Genomic DNA, 22795 nt, shown 5'->3' with positions numbered 1-22795 from the left:
GGGATGGGTGTCTCACCCGTCCCTAACTAAGGGCAGGCAAGATGCCAGCCCCACAAGAGTTTTAGTTAAATTATCTTCGCAGTCCGCAGACCGAACAACAGACCGACAGATAAACCGAAGAACAAAGCTAAAAAGCCGATGTAAGCTGCAATTGCAAACATTTATTTTTCTCCACAATACTTCCTAAATATATTGAATCATTAGTTATTAGTCATTTGTCATTTGTCATTTGTCATTGGGGCATGGTTATTCTTGTCTGCCTCATCTCCCCCACTCCCAGATTGCGATAGAATACAGCCCACGGGCGCTTGTTTGGGGTTGAGCAATGACTTCTTTAATTAATGTAAATTTACCAGAGCAGTCTTATGAGATTGCGATCGCACCTTCGAGTTTAGATCAACTGGGTCAACAGATGGCCAATCTGAAGCTAGGCAAGAAAGTACTGCTAGTTTCTAATCCGACGATTTTTAAGCATTATGGGGAAAGAGCAATTACATCCCTGACATCTGCGGGATTTGAAGTCGCTAGCTGCACCCTACCGCCTGGTGAACGCTACAAAACCCTTAATTCTATCCAAAAACTCTATGATGTCGCCTTAGAAAACCGCCTAGAACGTTCTGCGACGATGGTGGCTTTGGGCGGAGGTGTGATTGGCGATATGACTGGCTTTGCCGCCGCAACTTGGCTGCGCGGTATTAATGTTGTCCAAGTGCCTACAACTCTTTTGGCAATGGTAGATTCGGCAATTGGTGGCAAAACTGGCGTAAATCATCCCCACGGTAAAAACTTGATTGGGGCATTCCATCAGCCGCGTTTGGTTTTGATTGACCCAGATGTTTTAAAAACTCTTCCGATGCGCGAGTTTCGGGCAGGGATGGCAGAAGTTATTAAGTACGGTGTAATTTGGGATGCTGAATTGTTTGCCCAGCTGGAAGCAAGTAAACGGCTCGACCAACTCCGCTATGTAAAACCTGAGCTAATAAGCAGCATATTAACGCGCTCTTGTCAAGCTAAAGCTGACGTTGTTAGCAAAGATGAGAAAGAAGGCGGATTACGCGCAATTCTCAACTATGGGCATACCATCGGCCATGCAGTGGAAAGCTTGACTGGTTATCGTTTAGTGAATCACGGTGAAGCAGTGGCTATTGGTATGGTAGCAGCCGGTCAAATTGCTGTGGAATTGGGAATGTGGCAAAAGGAAGACACAGAACGTCAAAATGCTTTAATTCAAAAAACAGGTTTACCGACTCAGTTACCATCTGGGTTGGATATTGAAGGAATTATAGAGGCGTTGCAACTAGATAAAAAAGTTAAAGCAGGAAAAGTGCGGTTTGTTTTACCAACGCAGATTGGTGTAGTTACAGTTACCGATGAAGTGCCATCTGATATTATTCGGCAAGTTTTGCGGGGAATGTGAACAGTTTGCAGAAGAATTCAGGAGTCAGAATAAAAATTAGTTACTCTATCCTTCAATTACGAATTACGAATTACGAATTAATGAGCCATGATACTCCAAGCCAAGAATCAATTAACTTTGCAAGAGTTCCTAAATCTTCCACCCGGCGAGGGAGATATCACCTATGAATTTGTTGATGGTCATGCAAGTCCTAAAATGTCACCAAAAAAATTTCACTCTAAACTTACCCGTGCCCTCCTCAATTTGATTGAGCAATGCTGTCAAGGTAAAGGAGAAGTTTGTCCAGAATTAGCTATCGCCTTAACCCGTCGAGGGCAAGATTGGATGCCAATACCGGATATTTTGTATATTTCCAATGAACGTTTACCCCCGGATTGGGAACAAGAAGGAGTATGTTCTGTTCCTCCCGATTTGGTAATTGAAATTATTTCACCCGGACAAACCTTTGGACAAATGGCAGCTAAAGCCAAAGACTATTTGGATGCTAAGGTGCTGCGAGTGTGGGTGGTAGATAGTAAAGCCAGAAGTATTACTGTTTTTTATCCAGATGCAGCACCACAAACTTATATGGGAGACGAATTACTTACAGATTCCCTATTTGAGGGACTCGAATTTACTGTTGAGCAGGTGTTTCAAAAGGCGAAAATACCATTAAATGTTGAATAGCACACTTTTTGCGTCTAGCACAATTTGACGCATATCATTTTTATTACCTGCTTGATATTGAGAAATGAATTCATCAATATCTATAATGTTTCTTCCCATACTTTCATGTGTACATAAGCTTAGACAGTCGTAGCCATTGTTAGAGATTATTTCCTCAACAAATCCAGTCATGACCACAAGGTATGTAAGCTGCTCAGGTTGACTACCGTAAAAATCAGACTGGATAAATTTCACAAGTTTTAATTCTCCTAGAGTTACTTTTACCTCCTCCATAACTTCTCGTCTTGCAGTTTCCTCACAAGTAGATTCGCCTATCTGCACATGTCCCCCAGGGAGGTCAATACCACGGTCAAGGAGAGCGCATACAATTAAACCATCCTTGGTAAAAGGTACGACTAGAACACTCGTTATCTTTTCAAAGGCAGGCAAAAATGAACTGCCAATATCTACAAAATTGACTTTTTGGCCTGTTTGGATGACAGTCTTTCTGCAATCCTTCTCACTCATTGGCTTCATTTCTGCTATTTAATATAGTTATAAGACTCCTATTTTATTTTTCAAACTGCGATTCTTTCTGCGGTTGCTGCTGGCTATTTGTTGGTTGCAATTTATTAAATAAAGCTGGTGGCGTAGCTTTACGGAATGCACCGCAATAGTGCATAGTCATAACTGCTTTAAAAGCCCAATGGTCTTTTGGCACATCACTAAAGGGATTCGGCAAAGTTTCTGCTTGATTTTGGATACAAGCATTCAAAACTTGATTCGATTTTGCTGGTGTGTCGGTAGTAGGTTCTTGAGATTTAACAGGAGTAACAAAGCTAGTAGTAGCTAGCACTACGACTGTTACCAAAAGTTTGCAGTTCATAACTTTAGTTTTCTAGGGATGAAAGTCTCCCAGATGTTAGTTCCTGGGCTGTTGCCCAGAAACTAGAATAACCTAAGCGTTAGAAAACATGGTAAGCATTACTAATAGAACAACTAATCCACTGATCCAAAGAGCTAACGAACCCCAACTAACTGAATCTTGTTGTACTCTTTGCCAGAAATTGTTAACTAAGTTATTTCGAATTGCCATTTTATAACCTCCAATTTTTATTAAACTTGCAATTACTCAAGGTATGAAGCCTGTATTGAGCAAAGAAAAGTTCATTTTTAGGAATATCAGCCTTGATTTGCTAATTCCCAAAGACTAATCAACAGAGATTTAAATTAATCCGTTTAGGGATGTTTACGATAAAGCGTGTGTCTTAACGCATTACCGATCTAATAAACAAAAATTTACAAAAAGATATTTGTTGATGCTTAACTTTATTTTCCCATACGTAACTGTTTACACTTAGAAATTTGGCAATTTTGAGAGAATTCTTAACGTTGCCTTAACCATGTGTAAAAACTAGTATTTTTTTAACCAAAAACTACTTAAATACTGATTATGTTTCACTTTCACTCGTGATTTATTTAGACTTTAAAATAGATACAACTAATAGTGAAATGGTAGGTAAATAATGGTGCAACAAATAAGACATAATGAACCGCAATATATCTGTGTTATTCCAGTTGAGAAAATTACAGCTAACCAAGACGAAGAAATTATGACCTTTGGTATATCAGCCGAGGATGCCAAAAAACAAGGTGAGGAATTATTAACATCTACCTATAGTTGTAATAAATCACAAGTTTTGGAATTGATCCAGCAAGCACGAATTGAACCAATAGCTCAGTGGTGTGCCCCTAAAGAACGCTAAAAGTACTTATGACGGTCTTGGCAACAGCAACTATTAGCACCCAAAATGGTATGCAAATATTTGCCTTACCTGCATGAAGGAGCAATGAATCTATGACCGATGCCAAGCAAACTTCTCCGCGCCGCCGTCGCTCTTGGGCAGAGCCATATAAAATTAAGGTAGTTGAGCCATTAAAAATCACTACTCGCGCTGAACGCGAACAAGCGATCGCACAAGCGGGTTACAATACTTTTCTACTACGTTCTGAAGATGTCTATATTGATTTGCTCACTGATAGCGGCACTTCCGCCATGAGTGATTATCAGTGGGCAGGGATGATGCTGGGTGATGAAGCTTATGCCGGCAGCAAAAATTTTTACAATTTAGAAGCAAGTATCCAAAAGTATTACGGCTATCGCCATATTGTACCCACTCATCAAGGGCGTGGTGCGGAAAACATTCTTTCTCAAATACTGATTAAACCAGGTGACTACGTACCTGGCAATATGTATTTCACCACAACCAGGCTGCATCAGGAGTTGGCTGGCGGCACTTTTGTAGATGTGATTATTGATGAAGCCCACGATGCCCAATCACTGCATCCATTCAAGGGCAATGTAGACTTACAAAAGCTCACAAACCTAATTGAGCGAGTTGGGGCAGAACGTATTCCCTATATTAGCGTTGCCGGAACCGTGAATATGGCTGGCGGACAGCCGATTTCTATGGCTAACCTGCGGGCGGTACATCAGTTAGCTCAAACCCACGGTATCCGCATTATTCTTGATGCCACCCGCGCTGTGGAAAACGCTTACTTTATCCAGCAGAGGGAAGAGGATTATTCCAATCAGGCGATCGCTACCATCTTACGCGAATTTTGCTCCTATACCGACGGTTGCACCATGAGCGGCAAGAAAGATGCACTAGTTAACATTGGCGGTTGGCTGGCTCTCAATGACTATAATCTTTACGAAGAAGCACGTAATCTAATAGTCATTTATGAAGGTCTGCATACTTACGGTGGTATGGCTGGCCGGGATATGGAAGCTATGGCACGGGGTATAGAAGAATCAGTTCAAGACGATCATATTCGTGCCCGTGTCGGTCAGATTGAGTATCTCGGACAAAAGCTTTTAGATTGGGATATTCCAATTGTTGTGCCGATTGGCGGTCATGCCATTTATTTAGATGCCAAACGCTTTTTACCACAAATTCCCCAAGACCAATTTCCGGCACAACGTCTAGCAGCAGAACTGTATCTAGAGGCAGGCATTCGGGCAATGGAACGGGGCATCGTTTCCGCAGGGCGCAATAAAGAAACAGGCGATAATTATTATCCAGAGTTAGAGTTAGTCCGTTTAACTATTCCACGCCGGGTTTACACCCAGGCTCACATGGATTTGACTGCTGAAGCAGTTGAAGAAGTTTATCATAATCGCGATCGCCTACGCGGACTCAAAATGATTTATGAGCCGAAGTATCTCCGCTTCTTTCAAGCAAGGTTTGAATTGCAGTAATAGGAGGATTGGGCTGAAGAGGCAGGGGTGCAGAGGAGAGGAATTTTCCCCTTGCTCCCTGCTCCCCTGCTCCTTATGCGGCATAAAAAACCAACGTCCGCAACTCGATACTCTCACGTGGTGGGGCATCTGGCTGGCTTGTTGGATCGTCGAATGCGGTGTGGGCGGCGAACCGCGCCAAACCTTCTTCCTCTGAGTCAAAACACTTGATAAGTAGCGCTTCGTCCCGTTGCATTTGTGGAAAGTAGAACCACCGATGTTTTGGATTGTACGTGACTGCGTAGGTTTCGCCAACGCGATCGCGATATACAAGATCGGTAGCCACGAGATCATTCGGTGCGATACTTTGGGCATCACACACCGCTAATGGAGACTCTTGAACTGGTCCTGCGATCGGTCGCCAGAGGTTAACTACACTAAATCTGTGCCGCAGAAGCTCATCAGGATGTTCAGTACCGATTGCTTCCAACACGGTACGGGCGCGACTATAACCAGACTTGGCGGTGAAGTCGTTGTGTACGCCCCTGACTGGTGTCTTTATGCCTTGTTCGCCCTGCTTCGCTCGTTCGGCATTACGCAGGTTGTGATCGAACACTATCACCCTTTGGGCACCTGTCAAATCCTTGAGAAATTCCTCGGCTTCAGGGTAGTAAACACGGCGCACCTCATCGCGATCGTAAAAGTCTTTAACAGTGCTGTGCTGTTCGACCAAGGCGAATCCCTGCTGATCTAAGGACACATTTTCTGCGATCGTCCGAGCATCGTAGATTGGGAGTGTATGTACCTCATACTTCCCACTTCGCTGTGGAATACCTGGCGGTGGTTCGTAGGTGTAGTTAACAGGTTTTTCTGCTGTCGGGGTGAGGTAATGGAGTTCTCCCTCAACGTGCGGTATATCTTTGAATAATTGACTGTTTAAGCTCATGGGTTAATCTCCCAGTGAATTCAACAATGTTTTAGTGATGGCGGATAGGGGACTGTAACCTATTAACTATTTTTGAGCAGAAGCAACGGGAGTGGGCGCACCAAGAATCTTGGCAAATCTTTCTAAATAGAAGCTTGTAGGATTTTCCACAGCCCGAATTGACTCGCGATTGTGCAGGGTATTCCACCATTTCTGCAAGCGAGGGGTTTCTGTTGGTAAAGTGAAATTGCGGAAGTGTTCTAGGAGAGGCAAGCGTTCAAACCAAGGATAGAAGCTAATATCAATTAAACTCAATTGCTCCCCTAACCAGTAAGGGCCATTACCAGAAAGCTTACCTAGTCCTTCTTGCTCAATGTACAATAACGCTTCCAAAAACTCTCTTTGTCCTTGTCCCTGTTCTTGAGCATCTTTACCACGGAGAAATTTGTTAAAGGCGGGTACAAAGCGAGTGTTGGCATAATCGATCCAGATCCGAGCGATCGCTTTAGCTCCTGGATCGCGGGGTAATAAAGGTGGTTCTGGAAAGACTTCATCAAGATATTCGTTGATGATGGCAGACTCATAAATTTCGATATCCCCATGTTTGATCGCAGGGACTTTGCCGTAGCGCGAAATCTGTGTATAGCCATCTGGTTTGTTTTGTAAGTCAATTTCAGTGCTGCTAAAGTCAATTCCTTTTTCTAGTAAAACCACACGGGTTCTTTGGGAAAAGGTGGAGGCTTTGGCAAAGTAAAGTTGTATGTTGCTCATAAAATACTTTCCTTGTAAATGCGTAGACGCGCAGTACTACTAAATACCAACTATTGGGGACGCAAGAGTGCAATCGCATACTGAATATTATACTACGGTTTATCGGTCGAATTAAAGTACAAATTTCTGGGATTATCCACAGTCTTTACAAAAATACAAGTACTAACAATTGGAGACGACTTGGCAAAAGTGACCAAAGCCAAGTATCGATATTATTGATAACCACTGCTAAAGTTGATACAGCACACAACTATGATGTTATAAGTGCAAAATTTAAATCTGTAGAAACTGCAATCACAATTAGGTCAGTAAATCAGGATTTTCAAGTCAATATTATGGAGCCAATTCAGCCACAACAGCGCCGCGTCGCCGATCAAGTGTTTCAGCAATCCCTCGATCAGTTGGAGGATATCTTACAAGAAATTTCAACTGAGGAAGAAGAAATTCCACAACTCCCGCAACTGCATACTACTAATCTCAGTGAAGTCGAAGTCGATCAAGATTTGATCGCTATTGATTTAGCGGCCCTTGAGGACGCAGTTGCTGATATTGAACAATATCTTGAAGAAAAGACAAAAACTCAAGAAAAGTTATGAGTTTTAATTCCTGTACAGAGGCGATTAATCGCGTCTCTGACTCATTTGCCGCCGAGCTTCGTACAACATTAAAGCAGCTGCGATCGCTACATTCAAAGATTCTACCCCAGGACTCAAAGGAATTCTGACTTGTTGATCTGCGATCGCTGCTAAATCTGCCGACAATCCAGCCCCCTCATTTCCCAATAAAATCAGACTGGGTTTGCGCCAGTCCACATCCCAATAAGTTAAAGTCGCACTGGGCAAGGTTGCCACTACCTGCATTCCTGCTTGCTGACTTTGTTTAACTGTAGCTTTTAAATCTTCGGTTACGGACATTGCTAGGCGAAACCATTGCCCTGCTGAAGCCCGGAGAACTTTTGGGCTGTCTAAATCTACACTATCTTCACTTACCCACAAACCTGATGCTCCCACCGCCGCCGCAGTGCGAATCATCGTACCCAGGTTTCCTGGATCTTGTACTGTTTCTAAAGCTAAAACTAAACCAGTCAATGGTAGTTGAGTTTGGCTATCCCTTCGTTTTGCCGTTGCTACCACACCATCCGGTTGGACTGTAGTAGCGATCGCATTTAATACTTCTTCGCTGACAATCTCGGCGCGATCGCTTTTACTACAAGCCTCTTCCCAGAGTGATGAGTGCGCTGCTTGCCAATCTGGAGTACAACACACTGTTTCTAGTGGGTAATTTACCGCACAAGCCTCTTCCAACAGGTGCGTCCCTTCCAGTAAAAATAACTGCTGCTTGTGCCGCTCCTTGGTGGAGTGGAGTTTGCGAATTTGCTTAACTAAGGAATTTTGTAAACTGGTCAACATTTTTTAGTAGTGAGTGCTGAGTAGTGAGTGCTGAGTTTTTCCTTCTCAGCACTCACTACTCGGCACTCAGCACTGGTTATGCGGAACCCGGGACTTGAACCCGGAAGCCTTGCGGCACTAGAACCTGAATCTAGCGCGTCTGCCAATTCCGCCAGTTCCGCTGGCACTTGTCTTTATCGACAATTTCCTATTATTGCGTTATGTTTTACCTTTGTCAAGTGAAAACATAAATCTCTTCTTTAAAAGGCTCAGACTGGAAACGAATTTTTCAAGGGATTAGGTCGAATCCAAATATTAACTGAACAGTAGAGCATTGATTTTTAGAGAATACTTAAGTCATTTTACTGAGTATTTATTTTTGCTTAAAACTACTACTTATTCATTCTTTTTTATTAAATTTTTTAAAAGCTCAAAATACTTGCTATTGCTTGCTTTGAGCCATTATTTTTCACCAAAAAACAATTTTTTTATGCAATATGCTGTTCTAAAATGTGGACAATTTGAATCTTTACTGTAGAATCAAAACCAACTTCAAACATATAAAATACGTATTACTTTTGGAGGTAGGCTTATCAATCCTTCTACCAGCTTACCAGATGCCAAAATTGCTCCAGAAGCAGACTCCTCAGTCTTGCAAATTTGGGGTGGGCATCCTTTGCGAGGTCATGTGAAAATTAGCGGGGCAAAAAATGCAGCACTGGTAATCATGGCTGGAGCCTTGCTGTGTCCGGGCGATTGTCGTATCCGCAATGTCCCCTTATTGGCGGACGTAGACCGGATGGGTCAGGTGTTATCAGCTTTGGGTGTAAGCTTAACGCGGCAAGGCGATATTTTAGACATCAACGCCAGCGAAATTAAAACATCAAAAGCTCCCTACGAACTAGTTACCCAGCTAAGAGCAAGTTTTTTTGCCATTGGTGCCATTCTTGCAAGATTGGGAGTAGCACAGATGCCTTTACCAGGCGGTTGTGCTATTGGGGCAAGACCAGTTGACTTGCATGTGCGAGGACTGCAAGCAATGGGGGCTGAGGTGCAGATTGAGCATGGCATTTGTAATGCCTACGTCCCTGGCAGCAGCCGGAGATTAAAAGGTGCGAAGATTTACTTAGATATCGCCAGCGTTGGAGCGACGGAAAACTTGATGATGGCGGCTACCCTGGCAGAGGGCGAAACCATCATCGAAAATGCTGCCAGAGAACCGGAAGTAGTTGATTTAGCTAACTTCTGTAACGCGATGGGAGCCAAGATTAAGGGGGCGGGTACTAGCAGGATTATTGTTGAAGGAGTGCCCAAATTGCATTCTGTTGACTACAGTATCATTCCCGATCGCATTGAGGCCGGAACGTTTTTGCTGGCAGCAGCAATTACCCGTTCCGAACTTCTTCTCTCGCCAGTGGCTCCAGAACATCTCATACCAGTGATTGCCAAGCTGCGGGATATTGGGGTGACGATAATTGAGGACAAGCCTGAACACTTACGCATTCTGCCGGCAGAAACTCTCAAGGCAACGGATATTGAAACTCAATACCATCCGGGTTTCCCTACAGATATGCAAGCGCCGTTCATGTCTTTGCTGACATTGGCCGAAGGCGACAGCGTGATTAACGAATCCGTCTTTGAAAATCGCTTGCGTCATGCCTCAGAGTTGAATCGCTTGGGGGCAGACATTCGTGTTAAAGGCAACGCTGCTTTCGTTCGGGGAGTGCCAAAATTGTCTGGCGCACCAGTATTAGGCACAGACCTACGAGCATCAGCAGCGTTAGTCATCGCAGGACTGGCAGCAGAAGGAAAAACGACCATTCAAGGATTACAGCACCTTGATCGCGGCTATGATCGGCTCGATATGAAGTTGCAGCAATTGGGAGCTAAAATCCTTCGTGTGGGCGAAACATCAGCAGATGCCGAAATCGCTCCCAGCATCAGTAGCCTTTCAAGTTGAAATTGATAGGTTGAATAAGAGGAATTGCCGCAGGGGGCGGGGGACAAAGGGAAAGACTTGTTGCAAGTTCTCCCCATGCTCCCTCCCCCCTGCCTCTTCGTTGAGACTGAGGGAGACAAGCAAGCTAAAATTTTCTCCCCCCTGCTTTCCCTGCCCACCCTGGTTAACAAATTTCGCGGAATTCCCCATCCGTCTTACGGTGGGCATAGATTGCGAGTGAGGTGACGATTCTACCCCTGAACAAATTGATATGAGGAGATATCAACCGTCATGGAGTGGATGAGGAAAAGAACTCTCTTCCATTAGAATAGAGATATCTTGACCATCAATGCCATAAGCGAAAACCAAGCTAATAGGTATATGTTGCAAGGAAAAGTATGGGTCTTGGGAACCAGGACTCCTGCCCTTGGAGGGAATGTAAGACCAATAGAACTACGCAGTTTTGGAGGCAGTTCCCGTTGAATTGGGAAGCCCCATCCGCATAAGCGGTGGGGTAGTTCACATCGTTATACTAACTGTAGGTGACTGGTTTAAATGAACAGCCAGATTCCATAGTTGTGTTTTTTATAGCTTGCTGTACTATGTCTTTCTTCAAAACCCCTCTGATTGGTTTAAAAGCTGACTCATTTCGTCATCCATTAGACCTGGAAGCTACTAAAACGCTCAAGCAAATACCAGGCATAGATATGTTGGTGCGAAATTGGCTTGGGCCAATGGCAGAGCAGGTTTTCTATGTAGAAAATATTGCTTCCAGCATTCTGGTGGGTGAAAAACAACTACCTGATTTATACAAGCTGTTGTTAGATGCTTGTGAAATTCTGGATATCGAGCCTCCCCAGTTATACGTCCGGCAACATCCGGCTCCCAACGCCTATACTTTTGCTGTGCGCGGTAAGCAGCCCTTTGTGGTGATACATACATCCCTAATTGATATCCTCACACCAGAGGAAATACAGGCAGTAATTGCCCACGAGTTGGGGCATCTCAAGTGTGACCATAGCGTTTACTTGACCCCAGTAAATTTACTAATATTAGCTGCGGCAATTGTGCCCAATGTCGGAACCTTTGTTGCTCAAGCGATACAGGCACAACTTTTAGAATGGGTACGCTGTGCTGAGTTTACCTGCGATCGCGCCGCGTTACTAGCAACCCAAGATCCCAAAGTTGTCATGTCAGTGTTAATGAAGCTGGCGGGTGGTTCCCCAATTTTAGCGCCACAACTGAATCTCGATGCTTTTGTTGCCCAAGCCCGCGCTTATGATGACATTAGCAAGACCGAATTAGGCGAAATGGTCAAAACCGCCCGCACAGCCCAATTAACCCATCCAGTGCCAGTGTTGCGGGCGCGAGAAATTGACCGTTGGGCAAGCAGCACAGAATACCAATCTTTAATTCAAAGTCATGGATTGAAATCTACAAGTAATGAAGTTGCATCCAAAGGCGGCTGGCGAAACTGGTAGAGTTACTAATGCGATCGCACTGTGAGTTCCTTTAAAAGAACTCAGTTACTAAAAAAATCGTTTAATCAGACAATCGGATTAAAAACATCCTATTGGTTAACCCACAGCCGCTACCATGACAGTTGTATCCAACGACCATCCCTTTCAACCCATAAATCTCTTTGAGTACGAAAAGCTAGCAAAAGAGCATCTGTCTCAAATGACCCTTGATTACTACAGCAGTGGTGCTTGGGACGAAATCACATTACGAGATAATTGTGCTGCCTTTGAGCGAGTCAAGTTAAGACCTCGGATATTAGTCAATGTTAGCGATCGCAATTTAACTACCTCTATTTTAGGACAACCCCTGAAACTACCTTTGTTAATTGCGCCAATGGCTTTTCAATGTCTAGCCCATCCAGATGGAGAAGTGGCTACGGCTCTAGCTGCCGCATCAGCTGGTGTGGGGATGGTATTAAGTACAATGGCCACCAAGAGCATTGAAGAAGTAGCGACTGCATCTGATAAATTTCCAGATTCTCTGCGATGGTTCCAGCTTTATATCCATAAAGACCGGGGATTAACTCGTGCTTTAGTAGAAAAAGCTTATAAAGCAGGCTATAAAGCACTTTGTCTGACTGTAGATGCACCTGTTCTCGGACAACGCGAAAGAGATAAACGTAACGAGTTCGCCTTACCCACAGACTTACATCTGGCTAATCTGGCCACCATCTCAGGACTAGATATTTCCCACGAAAAAGGTGAATCTGGATTATTTACCTATTTTGCCCAACAGCTAAATCCAGCAGTAACTTGGGACGATTTGGCATGGTTGCAATCCTTATCTCCATTACCTTTAGTCATCAAAGGAGTTTTACGGGGAGATGATGCTGTGCGGGCTGTAGAATATGGGGCAAAAGCAATTGTTGTTTCCAATCATGGTGGCAGACAACTCGATGGTGCGATCGCTTCAATAGAAGCCCTAGTTGAAATAGTAGCAGCAGTGGATGGTAAAATAGAAGTGCTGCTGGATGGAGGCATTCGTAGGGGCACAGACATTCTCAAAGCTCTGGCATTAGGAGCAAAAGCGGTACTGATTGGACGACCTATTTTGTGGGGACTAGCAGTCGCAGGACAAGTTGGTGTATCTCATGTTATCTCACTGCTACAAGATGAGCTAAATGTGGGGATGGCACTTAGTGGCTGTGCAAACCTACAGGATATTAACCCTAGTTTATTGACCTTGCCACGCTTTTAAGCCTTAGATAATAGTTTAGACATCATTAATTCCAGAAAAACTTTCATAATTAATTTTCAAACCTGTTACAAAATCGCTCATATATAGTAGAATAGTTAAGTTGGATATAAGGGCGGGTGGCGAAATTGGTAGACGCACCACACTCAAAATGTGGCGACCTTGCGGTCATAGGAGTTCGATTCTCCTCCTGCCCACTACTAAATAAGTAAATAGAATAGAGAGGTTGAAAACTCATGCGCCTGAAAAGATGGGAATCTCCCCGTAAAGAAGGTAGGAATGACAAAGGTAGAGGCGGCTCTGCGAGGAAGCGGCAACTCAAAAAGCAACGCCAAATGTTACGTCAAAAACTCAAAGAAGCTAACAAGCCAGACAATAACAAAAATAATCGAACAGGGGAAGATAAACTTATCTTCCCCTTATTTTTTGGGCTTTTATCTTTTAAGCATATAATTACATATCAAAATCGGCAGACTGAGTGTCTGGTATTTCGTTTTTCTATGTAAACTAATTACGTAAAAAATACTACCTAGTAATAAAGTTTCTACTAGGAATTTATCGTAATTGTAATGCTTGCATGAACCAATCAAAAATTAATTATGAAGAAAGTATGAATTTTGTCAAGCAGCATCTAAAACCCCTATCTTAAAACAGTAAGCTAGGACACAATACCAAATACTTATAATATTACCGATTAAGCTAAAAGCATACTAAAAAAGCAATTGCACCTCCATGTGTTAACTTCCAACGATGACACAAGCCTATAAAAAGTCAGGAGTCATCCAATCCGAATTATTCAATATTCGGAATGGTCTAAGCAATCTATGGATTTTTTTCTTGGACATAGGAGTTATTGATGGTGGCAAGAGTGCTTCTACCTACTAAAAAAGTGCTTGATTTCCCTATTACTGCTTTACGTTTTGACGAGCAGATACAAACAATACTGAAGTGGGCGGGTAAGCGTGAGAGTAAAACTGTATACGTAGCTAATGTACACATGCTCATTGAAGCTCATTGGCATCCACAGTTTGCTACAGTATTACGAAATGCAGATATAGTTACTCCTGATGGTATGCCTCTTGTATGGATGATGCGAAAAATGGGGGCTATTTACCAAGACCGTGTGGCAGGGATGGATATTTTTTTAGCATTGTGTCAGCGAACTCAAACACAAAATCTCAGTATTTTCTTTTTAGGTTCCCAAACAGAAATTCTTTCTAGGATGCGAAAAAGGTTAGAGCAGGAATTTCCCCAAATGAAGATTGCGGCGATGGAACCTCTACCCTTTCGTCCCCTGACTGAAACTGAAGACGAAGCCTTGGTTCGAAAGATTAATTCTAGTGGTGCTAGCGCCGTCCTTGTATCTCTAGGATGTCCTAAGCAAGAAAATTGGATAGCTCAACATAAAGGTAAGATACAAGCTGTAATGATTGGACTGGGTGGAGTTTTCCCAGTTTATGCAGGAATTCACAAGCGGGCACCCCGCATAGTTAGAGACTTAGGACTTGAATGGCTGTATCGATGGATTCAAGAACCACGCCGACTTTGCGGCCGCTATGCTAAGACCATTCCACTATTTATATGGCTGGCTACCAAGCAACTACTATCATCAAGTCGGATTGCAGCAGTTTTTCTTCACGAGACTGGGGATTAAGGAAAAGGAAATAGGGCAAGATTGACTGGCGTGGGAAGAAATAATCTAGATGCTTCTGAAGGAATAGTTGGAACGATATTGGCGACATCAAGGAAATGTCGGGCATGAAACAGTTAAAAATTCTCCTTTGTGCGTATGCTTGTGAAGCAGGAAAGGGTTCTAGCTAAATATGCTCCTGAAGCTAATTATCAGCAGTTGATGGCAATTTACAAACAAGTCATTAACAAGAAGAAATAGTGTCTCACTTGTAAGCAGGAACAGATGATAAACCGTTCATAATCAAGTGAAGCAGATTTTAGATGCAAAAGGAATCGCGATCGCAATTCCTTTGCTCTTAAAGTGAGTTCGACGATACAGCCAAGTATCGATTCAAGGGTTCACCCCAAAGCCATGAAAAAGTCTAAGTGTAAGGATTTCGACCAATCAATGTCCTGCCGTAAAAATCCATTATCTGAAATAAACCATTAAAGTACTTGACACAAACCTAGGATTAACTGCTATATTAACTAGAGTAAAGTCGTTGGGGCGTAGCCAAGTGGTAAGGCAGCGGGTTTTGGTCCCGCCATCCCTAGGTTCGAATCCTAGCGCCCCAGTATATCTAAAGACAGGTTGTTAAGCCTGTCTTTTAGAGTTTTTATGCAATTAGCTAAAAATTCGACTCAATCTATCTGATTCTGTAGAGCTTACTTATCAGGCGATTTAAGAGCTTGGTCTAGAGTTTGCCGAGCCTGTTCTGCTTTAGATCGTGCTTCTTGATAACGTACATTAGCTTGGGCAAAATTTTTCAGGACTTTAAAACCTTCCTTGAGTCGAGTAATTTCCTCTTCAGTCACCGAATCGTCAGTGAAAAGAACATCAACCGCTTTGCGAATTTCTAACGCTTCAGCTCGTGACTCCTGAACTTTCAGCTTGAGTGTGGCCAGGTTACTTAAAACCTGGACAGCTTGTGTAATAGTATCCTCACCGCTAGCAGTGTCAATAGTTGACTCTTTAACCTCAATTAATTGTTGAGGGCCAAATCCTTCTTCCAGTTCCGTGGGTAGCTTACCTGCATCCATCAGTTCCATCAGCTGATCCATTGCTTTATCACGGGCTTTGGCTGAATCTTTTCCAGAAACAGTAAGGATAATTTCTGGACTTTGAGCGAGAGTATATTGAACCATATTTGAGCAGAAAATTTGCTGATTAACCAAGCTGAGGGAAATAATTATAACATGTTGTGTGTCAGGTCTTTTGTTGGTTTATCTATTTCACTTCTGGGTTGCTAAATTGATGTAATTTCCATAATTTCATTCTTCATTCTTAACCCTGCTAAATCGCTCAAAATAAAACTTTATACTTAATAAAACGGGAATAAGTTTCAACAGGAGGGGAGAGCAATGGCTCCCAATCCCACCATCATGCAAGCTGTCGAAAAACTGGGCTACCGTGTCACCGTTGGTGATGTGGCAACCCAGGCAGGATTGAACGTCGCTGAAGCTAATCAAAGCTTGTTAGCCCTGGCATCTGATGCTGGAGGACATTTGCAGGTAGCGGATTCAGGTGATATAGTTTTCCTTTTTCCACAAAACTTTCGAGCAATTTTGCGTAATAAATACTTCCGGCTACGATTGCAGGAATGGTGGAAAAAAATCTGGAGTGTTCTGTTTTACCTGATTCGGATTTCTTTTGGAATTTTCTTAACTGTTTCCATCGCCCTGATAACTGTTACCATCTTCCTAATTATTACTGCTGCCAATTCCGATCGCGACGGCGACAATCGGGGAAGTAATTCCGGCGGTGGGGGTTTCTTTTATTTTCCAAATTTATTCTGGTATCTTAGCCCAAATTATGACACCTACTACCAGGAACGGCGACGTGAAACCAGAGAAGAAAGCAATCTGAATTTCTTTGAAGCTGTCTTTTCGTTTTTGTTTGGTGATGGGAATCCTAACGCCAACTTAGACGAACGTCGCTGGCAAGAAATTGCTACGGTGATTCGGAGCAATCGTGGCGCAGTGGTAGCAGAACAAATTGCCCCATACTTGGATGATATCGGCGAGGGATATACAAGAGAGTACGAAGATTACATGCTGCCCGTTCTGACGCGATTTAATGGGCAACCGGCGGTAAGTCCAGAAGGTCAAATTGTTTATTACTTCCCAGAGTTACAGGTGAGTGCGGTTAAAAAGCGCCGTCATTCAATATCATCTTACTTAGAGGAATTGCCTTGGCGTTTTAGTGTCGCAAGCTCAGGGCAAATTATGTTGAGTGCGGGGTTGGGGGCACTAAATTTTGTTGGTGCTTTAGTACTAGGAAGTTTGTTGAGAGATGGCACTGTTGCTGCCCAATTAGGTGGACTAGTAGCTTTTGTGCAAGGAATTTATTGGCTGCTATTGGCTTACGGAGCAGGTTTCTTAGGCATACCGTTATTGCGTTACTTCTGGATTCGGTGGCGTAATCGCAAAATAGGCGATCGCAATCGCGATCGCCTTTCCCGATCGAGGCTATTGGCAAGCCCTGATGCACCTTTGCAACAAAAAATCGATTATGCTCAACAATTTGCCCAAGAAAAAGTCATTAGCAAGGAAGATTTAGTGTACTCTAGCGAAACTGACTTACTTGACCAGGAAGTTGAGCGTTCTGCACAAATTGATGCTGAATGGCAACGGCGCTTGGAACGTGGGAGTGAGGAATAGGAAGCAGAGGGGCAGAGGGGCAGGGGAGCAGAGGGAGAAGAATTAATAATCAAGTCCCCAATGCCCAATGCCCAATGCCCAAATTACTTCGCCTGAATTGGTGTTAGGGCTACACCTTGATAATAATGTCCCAAAATTTGCAGGTGGTTTACTCCTTGCCGAGCCAGATTGTACGCCCCCCACTGACTCATACCTAAAGCATGACCGTAGCCAAGCCCTTGGAGTACAAAACTACCATCGGCTCCCTTAGTAACGGTAAAGCGGGTACTTTTTAGCTTGAGGGCTGTTCGCACTTGCTCGCCCTGTAGCACCTTCGTACCCCTATTCCCAACAATTTTCAAGACTTTAACACTGCGAAAAGGTGAGTATGTCTCTGGAATCATGGCCGTCACACTGCCCATCTCAGGAAATTTGGCGCTAATTTCATTGGGTGAGAAGGTTTTCACCCAATTACACTCGCGGATATTTTGATCGTAGTCTTGAACAGCACGCAGGTAGGGTAAGGTATTTCCCCAAACATCTTCTACATTTTCGGTGTGTCCCCCAGAACAAGCATGGAAGACTGAGAGAATAATCCGGTTTTTGTAAGTTAATACCTGCCCTAGTGTGGAATCCACTGCGGCGTAAGTAGCGGGGGCTTCACTGATGACACCTTTGTAAATTTGCCAACGATCTGGGGTATTCCCTAAATCGTAAACTGGATTATTCCGTTGTTTTTCACGTTCGTAGAGAGCGTAGGTGCGAGCTGCGATCGCTTGGGCTTTTAAAGCTTCTTGGGGCCAGCTAGCATCCATTTCGCCACCAAGAACGCTGTAGAGATATTCTTGGTCATCAACCCAATTAACAGCCGTTAAGCCTTTTTCTGTGGGGACAACCAGAGTTCTACCCCGATACCAGCGATCGCCAATATAAACAAATCCTTTACCCGTTGGCTCAATCCAAAATAAACCAGACTGCCACTTATCTAAAGCAACTCCGCCAGGAATGGCTTGGGCATAATATGCACTCATCGCTGGTAACTGTCCGAGAGTGCGTCCGGTACTATCCTTGACGATCCCAGTGGTAGAACTGCCCACTTTTACCTGATTAACGCCCCTCTCAATTGCCACGCGCAGAATTACAGACGCTTGGGCTGGGGCAACCAAAGCAATCCATAAGAGGACACTCACCCACCAATGACGTACTTTAATCTGGGAAAATAAAAAGCCTAAGTAAAGTTGGAATTTCATGCTGGCCATCTAATCACACTAGTATCTAATTGACGCTCTGGATTATCACGTCTACTACTTTAAGATGAGACACTTCTCCAACGCAGGAGGTTGCCACCTCCTACTAATTATGCATTTTGCTTTAGCTATCAGCTAGAAATCAGGTGAAGAAGCCAGAAGGTAGTGAGACAATTCCTCTTTTCTATCTATTTCCAATACCCAATTTCCAATACCCAATGCTTCTTCAGCCTACGATGCCAATACCTTTTGAGAATTACTCACTTCATTAGCGATAATTCCAATTAAATTCAACTGACTCAAAATTTCTGTAGCTTGAGTCAGTTCAGTTCGGGTTACTTTGCCCATGCGCTCCACCATCACAATAGCATTGCAAAAAGATGCCACAATTCTGGCATCAACCGTACCTAAAATAGGTGGAGCATCTATCAGTACTAAGTCGTAACTTTGCTCAAATAACTCTATTAGTTCTTTCATTCGTTGAGAACTGAGCAACTTCACCGTGTCTTCTGGTTCCGGTCCAGCAGTCAAAATATCAATGGAAGGATGAATAGGCTGGATATAATCTTGAAAATGAGTAGTTGTCTCATCAACTAATAACAAAGATAGTCCCCAATCATTAGATAGTCCCAGGATTTTATGCAAGCTAGGATTGTGCAAATTAGCATCAATAACTAATACCCGTCGGTGCATCCGGGTAGCGCTAGCTACAAGCCCTAATACCAAGGTTGTCTTCCCTTCCCCTGGTAGCGCTGAAGTAAACATCAGCGACTTGAAAGGTAAGGGATATTTTAATATCTGAATATTTTGGTAGATCATATCCAGGTTCTCATGGACGGGCAATCTAGTAGTAGCTTCTATTACAGAGTTATTTGATCTGTGCCGCCCCTTCCAAGGCAGTCCCAGCCACCGTTTTTTCGCACTATGCGACGGCAATTGTGGTACTGAGCCCAGTATACGTAGATTCGTCAGTTTCTTTAAATCTCCCGCACAATAAATAGCGTCATTAAACTTTTCTAAAATCAAGGCTGTTAAAATACCTAAAATCGGTCCAATCAGAGTTCCTCCAACCAAAAGGAATAATCTGTTATTCCCCATATAAGTTCCTAGAGCAGGTTCTGTTAAAACTTGCCAATTATATCCTTCCTGAGCAATTTTTAGCCCTAAAGACTGTTGTACTTGAAGGAGTTGTTCAAGGGTTTTATGACTAGTTTCTACCTTTGGCAGTAAACGATTGTACTCTGCTATTAAGCTTGGGTATTGGTTTAGTTCAGAACGGAGTCGCTGTTCTGATTCAGCTAGATTTTTTTCATTGGCAGTTAGTCCTAAAACAGTTGTCTGCACCAGAATAAACTCATCTATTAGCGTTGGATCAACCCCTATTATTTGCCCTTTTGAAAGCGGTTCTCCCTTACTGCTATTAGTGATAGATTTTACCTCTTGTCGTAATAGCGACAATTGACTCTGGCGTTGTTGCTTTAGCTTTTGTACCGATGGATAATCATCTGTATAGCGCAGTCGCTCTTTAGCCAATGCTAGTTCGGTCTTTTGAATTTCACTCAATAATGTTTGATAGCGGCTTGACTGATTTAAACGAGAAGAAATTAGTTCATTCTGCTGGGATGAAGACGCTATTTGTTGCTCTAGGTTATCATAGCGAGCGTTTGCATCTTGAAGGTTGGCACGAGTCGTTTGTAGCTGATTTTGAATATCGGCTAGAGATTCTAACAAGATTTTACTTTGAACTTCGGGATCTAGTAATTTATGTTTTTTGCGAAATTGTTCCAAATTTTTATCAGCTTTACTTACCTCTTTTTTGATCTCCGGTAAGCGAGCATTTACAAAAGCTAGCCCATGATTCAGGCGTTCTTTTTGTTGTTCTTTATTGTAATTTTGATAAACTTTTTGTAAAGCTTGCAGTAATTTTTGTGCTTTAACTGGATCTTCATCATTGAAAGAAACTTTAAATACTTGACTAAAAACTTTATTAGCTCCTATACCTCCCTCTTCTGGAGTTACTTCTAGAGGTGCCTTTTTGTTCTGTTTTGTTTGACCATTGATATCCGCTAAGGTAATATCAGGATAATCAGAATGAACTAAATCTACGGCTTTCTGGAGAAGCTTAGAGCTCAGCATAAGTTTCATCTGAGTAGTGGAATCAACAACTTGATAATTAGAATTCGTAACCTGAGTATCTGCCACGACTGGAATATTATTTGACTGTGCCCCTTGAGATAAATTGGAATTCACCAGTATCTGCATACTGCTCTGGTAAGTAGGTTTGGCAATAACAGCTAAGAGGCTAGCAGCAGACATAACTACACAGGAAACCCCCAAGATCAAAAAGCGTCGGCGAAGCAAAATAGTAGATAGTTGTCTGATGTCAACTGCGCCTTGTGCTGAAGTAGTAGTAATTTGTTGCTCTTGATTCAGACTAATCTTAGCCACTATCAAACTCCTCTAATATCGAAACAATATATTTATTTGGAAGATTTATGAGAAATCTGAAATGTTTTTTACACCTATAGCCGCAATAGCACACTTAATTATTCTTCCAACAATGACAAGCTCACTTGGCACAATATTATGCCAACTCGTGCTTTCATGTTCATCAATTCATCCATATAAATTCTTAATCAGTGTTGGAATAATAAATTTTCAATAAATATTTTATTGATAGGATAAAAATCTTGACCAAAAATTAATTATTTTGTCTAAGTATTGAAGTAGAAAATCATCTAATTTACAACAATACTATAGAAATTAAAGTTCTTTTGATAACTTGTAGTATAAAAAACATTGAGAAAAATATTTAACCCATACTCTTTGGAGATTTTTTCTCCACTTAGATAACCATAAATTGTTGGTTAACTAGTTGACTTACTTATAAAATTAAACTGCTGTTTATTTGCTGGACGTTATGATTTGGAGTAGTAAACTCCAAAATAGAGCCTGGTTAATTTTAGATTGTAAATTAGAAGGGTTCAATAGAAAATCTAAAACCTAAAATTAAATGCCTACCTTGCTTAACTCTACTTCTCGCCGTCTGGGTACTTCATGAATCATGAAATCATAAGCCATGTCAGTGCGGGGAAAAATAGCACGGGCTTCTTTAAGGAGATCCTTCAACTCCAAGGTATTGCCAGGAGCATAACGCGGGCTGAAATGACTCATAATCAGTCGATGTGCCCCAGCAGCTAAAGCTGTTTGCGCTGCCATTGTGGTTGTGGAATGCAAGCGCTGAAAAGCCATATCTGCATCTTGATGGGCAAAGGTTGCCTCGTGAATTAATACATCTGCATCATGAGCTAATTCCACTGCACCATCACAATAAATTGTGTCTGTGCAATAGGCAATTTTCCGGCCAATTTCTGTAGGACCGCATAATTGGGTGCCATCAATCACCCGGCCGTCATCGAGAGTAACAGTTTCACCGCGTTTGAGTTGACCGTAAATACGGCCAGAAGGAATTTCCAACGCTTTGGCTTTTTCTACATCAAAGCGTCCTGTCCGGTCTTTTTCGGCTACGCGGTAGCCGAAAGCTGTAATTCTGTGATGCAAATTACCGCAGCTAACGGTGAAGTCATCGTCTTCATAAATTACCCCTGGACGGATGGCGTGAACTTTAATTGGGTAAGAAAAGTGTGTGTAGGAGTAACGTGAGGCGGATTGAATATAATCATTTAATCCAGGTGGTCCATAAATATCAATTCTTTCCACATTGCCAGCCAAGCCGCAAGTAGCAAGAAGTCCCATCAAGCCAAAGATGTGGTCGCCGTGCATGTGGGTGATAAAAATTCGGGAGAGTTGACTGATTTTCAGTTCACTCCGCATAATTTGATGCTGGGTGCCTTCACCACAATCGAATAACCACAGTTCTGCCCTTTGGGGTAATCTCAGGGCGACACTGGAAACATTACGCGATCGTGTGGGTACACCGGAACTCGTCCCTAAGAATGTTATCTGCACAGTGCTTTAGCCTTCCTATTGCTCAATATTGCAGCTCTATTTTCTATAGTGACACGGTTATTGACTTATTTTTTGATAGCCTTAATCAGAAAAACCAAAAACCCGATAGCTATTGAATAAGCTAGCGGGTTTTGTTTGTTAAGTATTATTCCTGGCACCGAGCTATTTTTGCGTAGGGCGACCCCTAAACTATCGTTGCCGCAACAGCGTTTCACCTCTGAGTTCGG

Annotated in this window: 22 protein-coding genes and 3 tRNA genes; 13 read left to right on the top strand and 12 right to left on the bottom strand. The window is 42.8% G+C overall.

The window, feature by feature from the left end; genetic code table 11:
- Positions 1-65 precede the first annotated feature (65 nt).
- Positions 66-161, bottom strand: a complete 96-nt coding sequence (locus G1O98_RS00120) for a cytochrome b6-f complex subunit PetL (protein WP_094332720.1) — start codon at positions 159-161, stop codon at positions 66-68.
- 164 nt (positions 162-325) lie between these two features.
- Here G1O98_RS00120 and aroB point away from each other — a divergent pair, with 164 nt between their 5' ends.
- Together aroB and G1O98_RS00110 are read left to right on the top strand one after the other, a co-directional pair.
- Complete coding sequence (aroB, locus tag G1O98_RS00115; RefSeq protein ID WP_163926606.1) at positions 326-1417, top strand: 3-dehydroquinate synthase; 1092 nt, start codon at positions 326-328, stop codon at positions 1415-1417.
- A gap of 87 nt (positions 1418-1504) precedes the next feature.
- Positions 1505-2083: a Uma2 family endonuclease gene (locus G1O98_RS00110; RefSeq protein WP_163926605.1), complete on the top strand. Its 579-nt coding sequence runs from the start codon at positions 1505-1507 to the stop codon at positions 2081-2083.
- Here the strand turns inward: G1O98_RS00110 and G1O98_RS00105 are convergent.
- The 3 genes from G1O98_RS00105 to G1O98_RS38675 all read right to left on the bottom strand — a co-directional run bounded on the left by G1O98_RS00105 (position 2069) and on the right by G1O98_RS38675 (position 3158).
- Positions 2069-2590 (bottom strand): NUDIX domain-containing protein, encoded by a 522-nt coding sequence (locus tag G1O98_RS00105; RefSeq protein ID WP_163926604.1) that lies wholly within the window; start codon positions 2588-2590, stop codon positions 2069-2071. The two genes, G1O98_RS00110 and G1O98_RS00105, sit on opposite strands and share 15 nt — an antisense overlap.
- 43 nt (positions 2591-2633) lie before the next feature.
- On the bottom strand, positions 2634-2948 hold the full coding sequence (locus G1O98_RS00100; protein WP_163926603.1) for an S-layer protein: 315 nt from the start codon (positions 2946-2948) through the stop codon (positions 2634-2636).
- Positions 2949-3020: 72 nt separating this feature from the next.
- Positions 3021-3158, bottom strand: a complete 138-nt coding sequence (locus tag G1O98_RS38675) for a hypothetical protein (protein ID WP_167306164.1) — start codon at positions 3156-3158, stop codon at positions 3021-3023.
- Positions 3159-3588: 430 nt separating this feature from the next.
- Between G1O98_RS38675 and G1O98_RS00095 the strand changes: the two genes are divergently transcribed.
- Both G1O98_RS00095 and G1O98_RS00090 read left to right on the top strand, forming a co-directional pair.
- Entirely contained in the window at positions 3589-3828 is a 240-nt protein-coding gene (locus G1O98_RS00095) for a hypothetical protein (protein ID WP_163926602.1), read from the top strand.
- Between the two features lie 92 nt (positions 3829-3920).
- A complete protein-coding gene (locus G1O98_RS00090; RefSeq protein WP_163926601.1) occupies positions 3921-5324 on the top strand; it encodes a tyrosine phenol-lyase in 1404 nt (467 codons plus the stop codon).
- Positions 5325-5397: 73 nt separating this feature from the next.
- On the opposite strand, the gene G1O98_RS00085 is transcribed toward G1O98_RS00090, so the two are convergent.
- Both G1O98_RS00085 and G1O98_RS00080 read right to left on the bottom strand, forming a co-directional pair.
- Entirely contained in the window at positions 5398-6249 is an 852-nt protein-coding gene (locus G1O98_RS00085; RefSeq protein WP_163926600.1) for a CmcJ/NvfI family oxidoreductase, read from the bottom strand.
- A 66-nt stretch (positions 6250-6315) separates the two neighbouring features.
- A complete protein-coding gene (locus tag G1O98_RS00080) occupies positions 6316-6999 on the bottom strand; it encodes a glutathione S-transferase family protein (RefSeq protein WP_163926599.1) in 684 nt (227 codons plus the stop codon).
- A gap of 53 nt (positions 7000-7052) precedes the next feature.
- Here G1O98_RS00080 and G1O98_RS41020 point away from each other — a divergent pair, with 53 nt between their 5' ends.
- Positions 7053-7595, top strand: a complete 543-nt coding sequence (locus G1O98_RS41020) for a hypothetical protein (RefSeq protein WP_345940509.1) — start codon at positions 7053-7055, stop codon at positions 7593-7595.
- 24 nt (positions 7596-7619) lie between these two features.
- Here the strand turns inward: G1O98_RS41020 and G1O98_RS00070 are convergent, their stop codons facing one another.
- Together G1O98_RS00070 and G1O98_RS00065 are read right to left on the bottom strand one after the other, a co-directional pair.
- Positions 7620-8408: an RNA methyltransferase gene (locus G1O98_RS00070; RefSeq protein ID WP_163926598.1), complete on the bottom strand. Its 789-nt coding sequence runs from the start codon at positions 8406-8408 to the stop codon at positions 7620-7622.
- Positions 8409-8487: 79 nt separating this feature from the next.
- Positions 8488-8569, bottom strand: a tRNA-Leu gene (locus tag G1O98_RS00065).
- 410 nt (positions 8570-8979) lie between these two features.
- Between G1O98_RS00065 and murA the strand changes: the two genes are divergently transcribed.
- The 7 genes from murA (at position 8980) to G1O98_RS00030 (ending at position 15288) form a co-directional block, all read left to right on the top strand.
- Complete coding sequence (gene murA, locus G1O98_RS00060; protein ID WP_114084512.1) at positions 8980-10347, top strand: UDP-N-acetylglucosamine 1-carboxyvinyltransferase; 1368 nt, start codon at positions 8980-8982, stop codon at positions 10345-10347.
- Positions 10348-10928: 581 nt separating this feature from the next.
- Positions 10929-11807 (top strand): M48 family metallopeptidase, encoded by an 879-nt coding sequence (locus tag G1O98_RS00055; RefSeq protein WP_163926597.1) that lies wholly within the window; start codon positions 10929-10931, stop codon positions 11805-11807.
- Between the two features lie 115 nt (positions 11808-11922).
- Positions 11923-13044 (top strand): alpha-hydroxy acid oxidase, encoded by a 1122-nt coding sequence (locus G1O98_RS00050; RefSeq protein ID WP_163926596.1) that lies wholly within the window; start codon positions 11923-11925, stop codon positions 13042-13044.
- A gap of 110 nt (positions 13045-13154) precedes the next feature.
- A tRNA-Leu gene (locus G1O98_RS00045) sits at positions 13155-13238 on the top strand.
- A 39-nt stretch (positions 13239-13277) separates the two neighbouring features.
- Positions 13278-13547, top strand: coding sequence for a hypothetical protein (locus tag G1O98_RS00040; RefSeq protein ID WP_243458301.1), 270 nt, complete (start codon positions 13278-13280; stop codon positions 13545-13547).
- A 350-nt stretch (positions 13548-13897) separates the two neighbouring features.
- Entirely contained in the window at positions 13898-14695 is a 798-nt protein-coding gene (locus tag G1O98_RS00035) for a WecB/TagA/CpsF family glycosyltransferase (RefSeq protein ID WP_163926595.1), read from the top strand.
- 521 nt (positions 14696-15216) lie between these two features.
- A tRNA-Gln gene (locus tag G1O98_RS00030) sits at positions 15217-15288 on the top strand.
- A 90-nt stretch (positions 15289-15378) separates the two neighbouring features.
- Here G1O98_RS00030 and G1O98_RS00025 read toward each other — a convergent pair.
- On the bottom strand, positions 15379-15858 hold the full coding sequence (locus G1O98_RS00025) for a hypothetical protein (RefSeq protein WP_012411525.1): 480 nt from the start codon (positions 15856-15858) through the stop codon (positions 15379-15381).
- Positions 15859-16074: 216 nt separating this feature from the next.
- Between G1O98_RS00025 and G1O98_RS00020 the strand changes: the two genes are divergently transcribed.
- Complete coding sequence (locus G1O98_RS00020) at positions 16075-17373, top strand: hypothetical protein (RefSeq protein ID WP_163926594.1); 1299 nt, start codon at positions 16075-16077, stop codon at positions 17371-17373.
- A gap of 83 nt (positions 17374-17456) precedes the next feature.
- Here the strand turns inward: G1O98_RS00020 and G1O98_RS00015 are convergent, their stop codons facing one another.
- From G1O98_RS00015 to G1O98_RS00005, 3 genes are all read right to left on the bottom strand, one after another.
- Positions 17457-18602 (bottom strand): SpoIID/LytB domain-containing protein, encoded by a 1146-nt coding sequence (locus G1O98_RS00015; RefSeq protein ID WP_163926593.1) that lies wholly within the window; start codon positions 18600-18602, stop codon positions 17457-17459.
- Between the two features lie 228 nt (positions 18603-18830).
- The gene (locus G1O98_RS00010; protein ID WP_345940508.1) at positions 18831-21047 is read right to left on the bottom strand and encodes a polysaccharide biosynthesis tyrosine autokinase; all 2217 of its coding nucleotides are present in this window, start codon (positions 21045-21047) and stop codon (positions 18831-18833) included.
- 561 nt (positions 21048-21608) lie between these two features.
- Complete coding sequence (locus G1O98_RS00005; RefSeq protein ID WP_163926592.1) at positions 21609-22568, bottom strand: ribonuclease Z; 960 nt, start codon at positions 22566-22568, stop codon at positions 21609-21611.
- Positions 22569-22795: the final 227 nt, after the last annotated feature.

It is taken from the genome of Nostoc sp. UIC 10630 (genome assembly GCF_010747425.1).
In the GTDB taxonomy this organism is placed as follows: domain Bacteria; phylum Cyanobacteriota; class Cyanobacteriia; order Cyanobacteriales; family Nostocaceae; genus Nostoc.
Note: the sequence above shows the minus strand (reverse complement) of the source record. Positions and strands in the feature narration are given on the sequence as shown.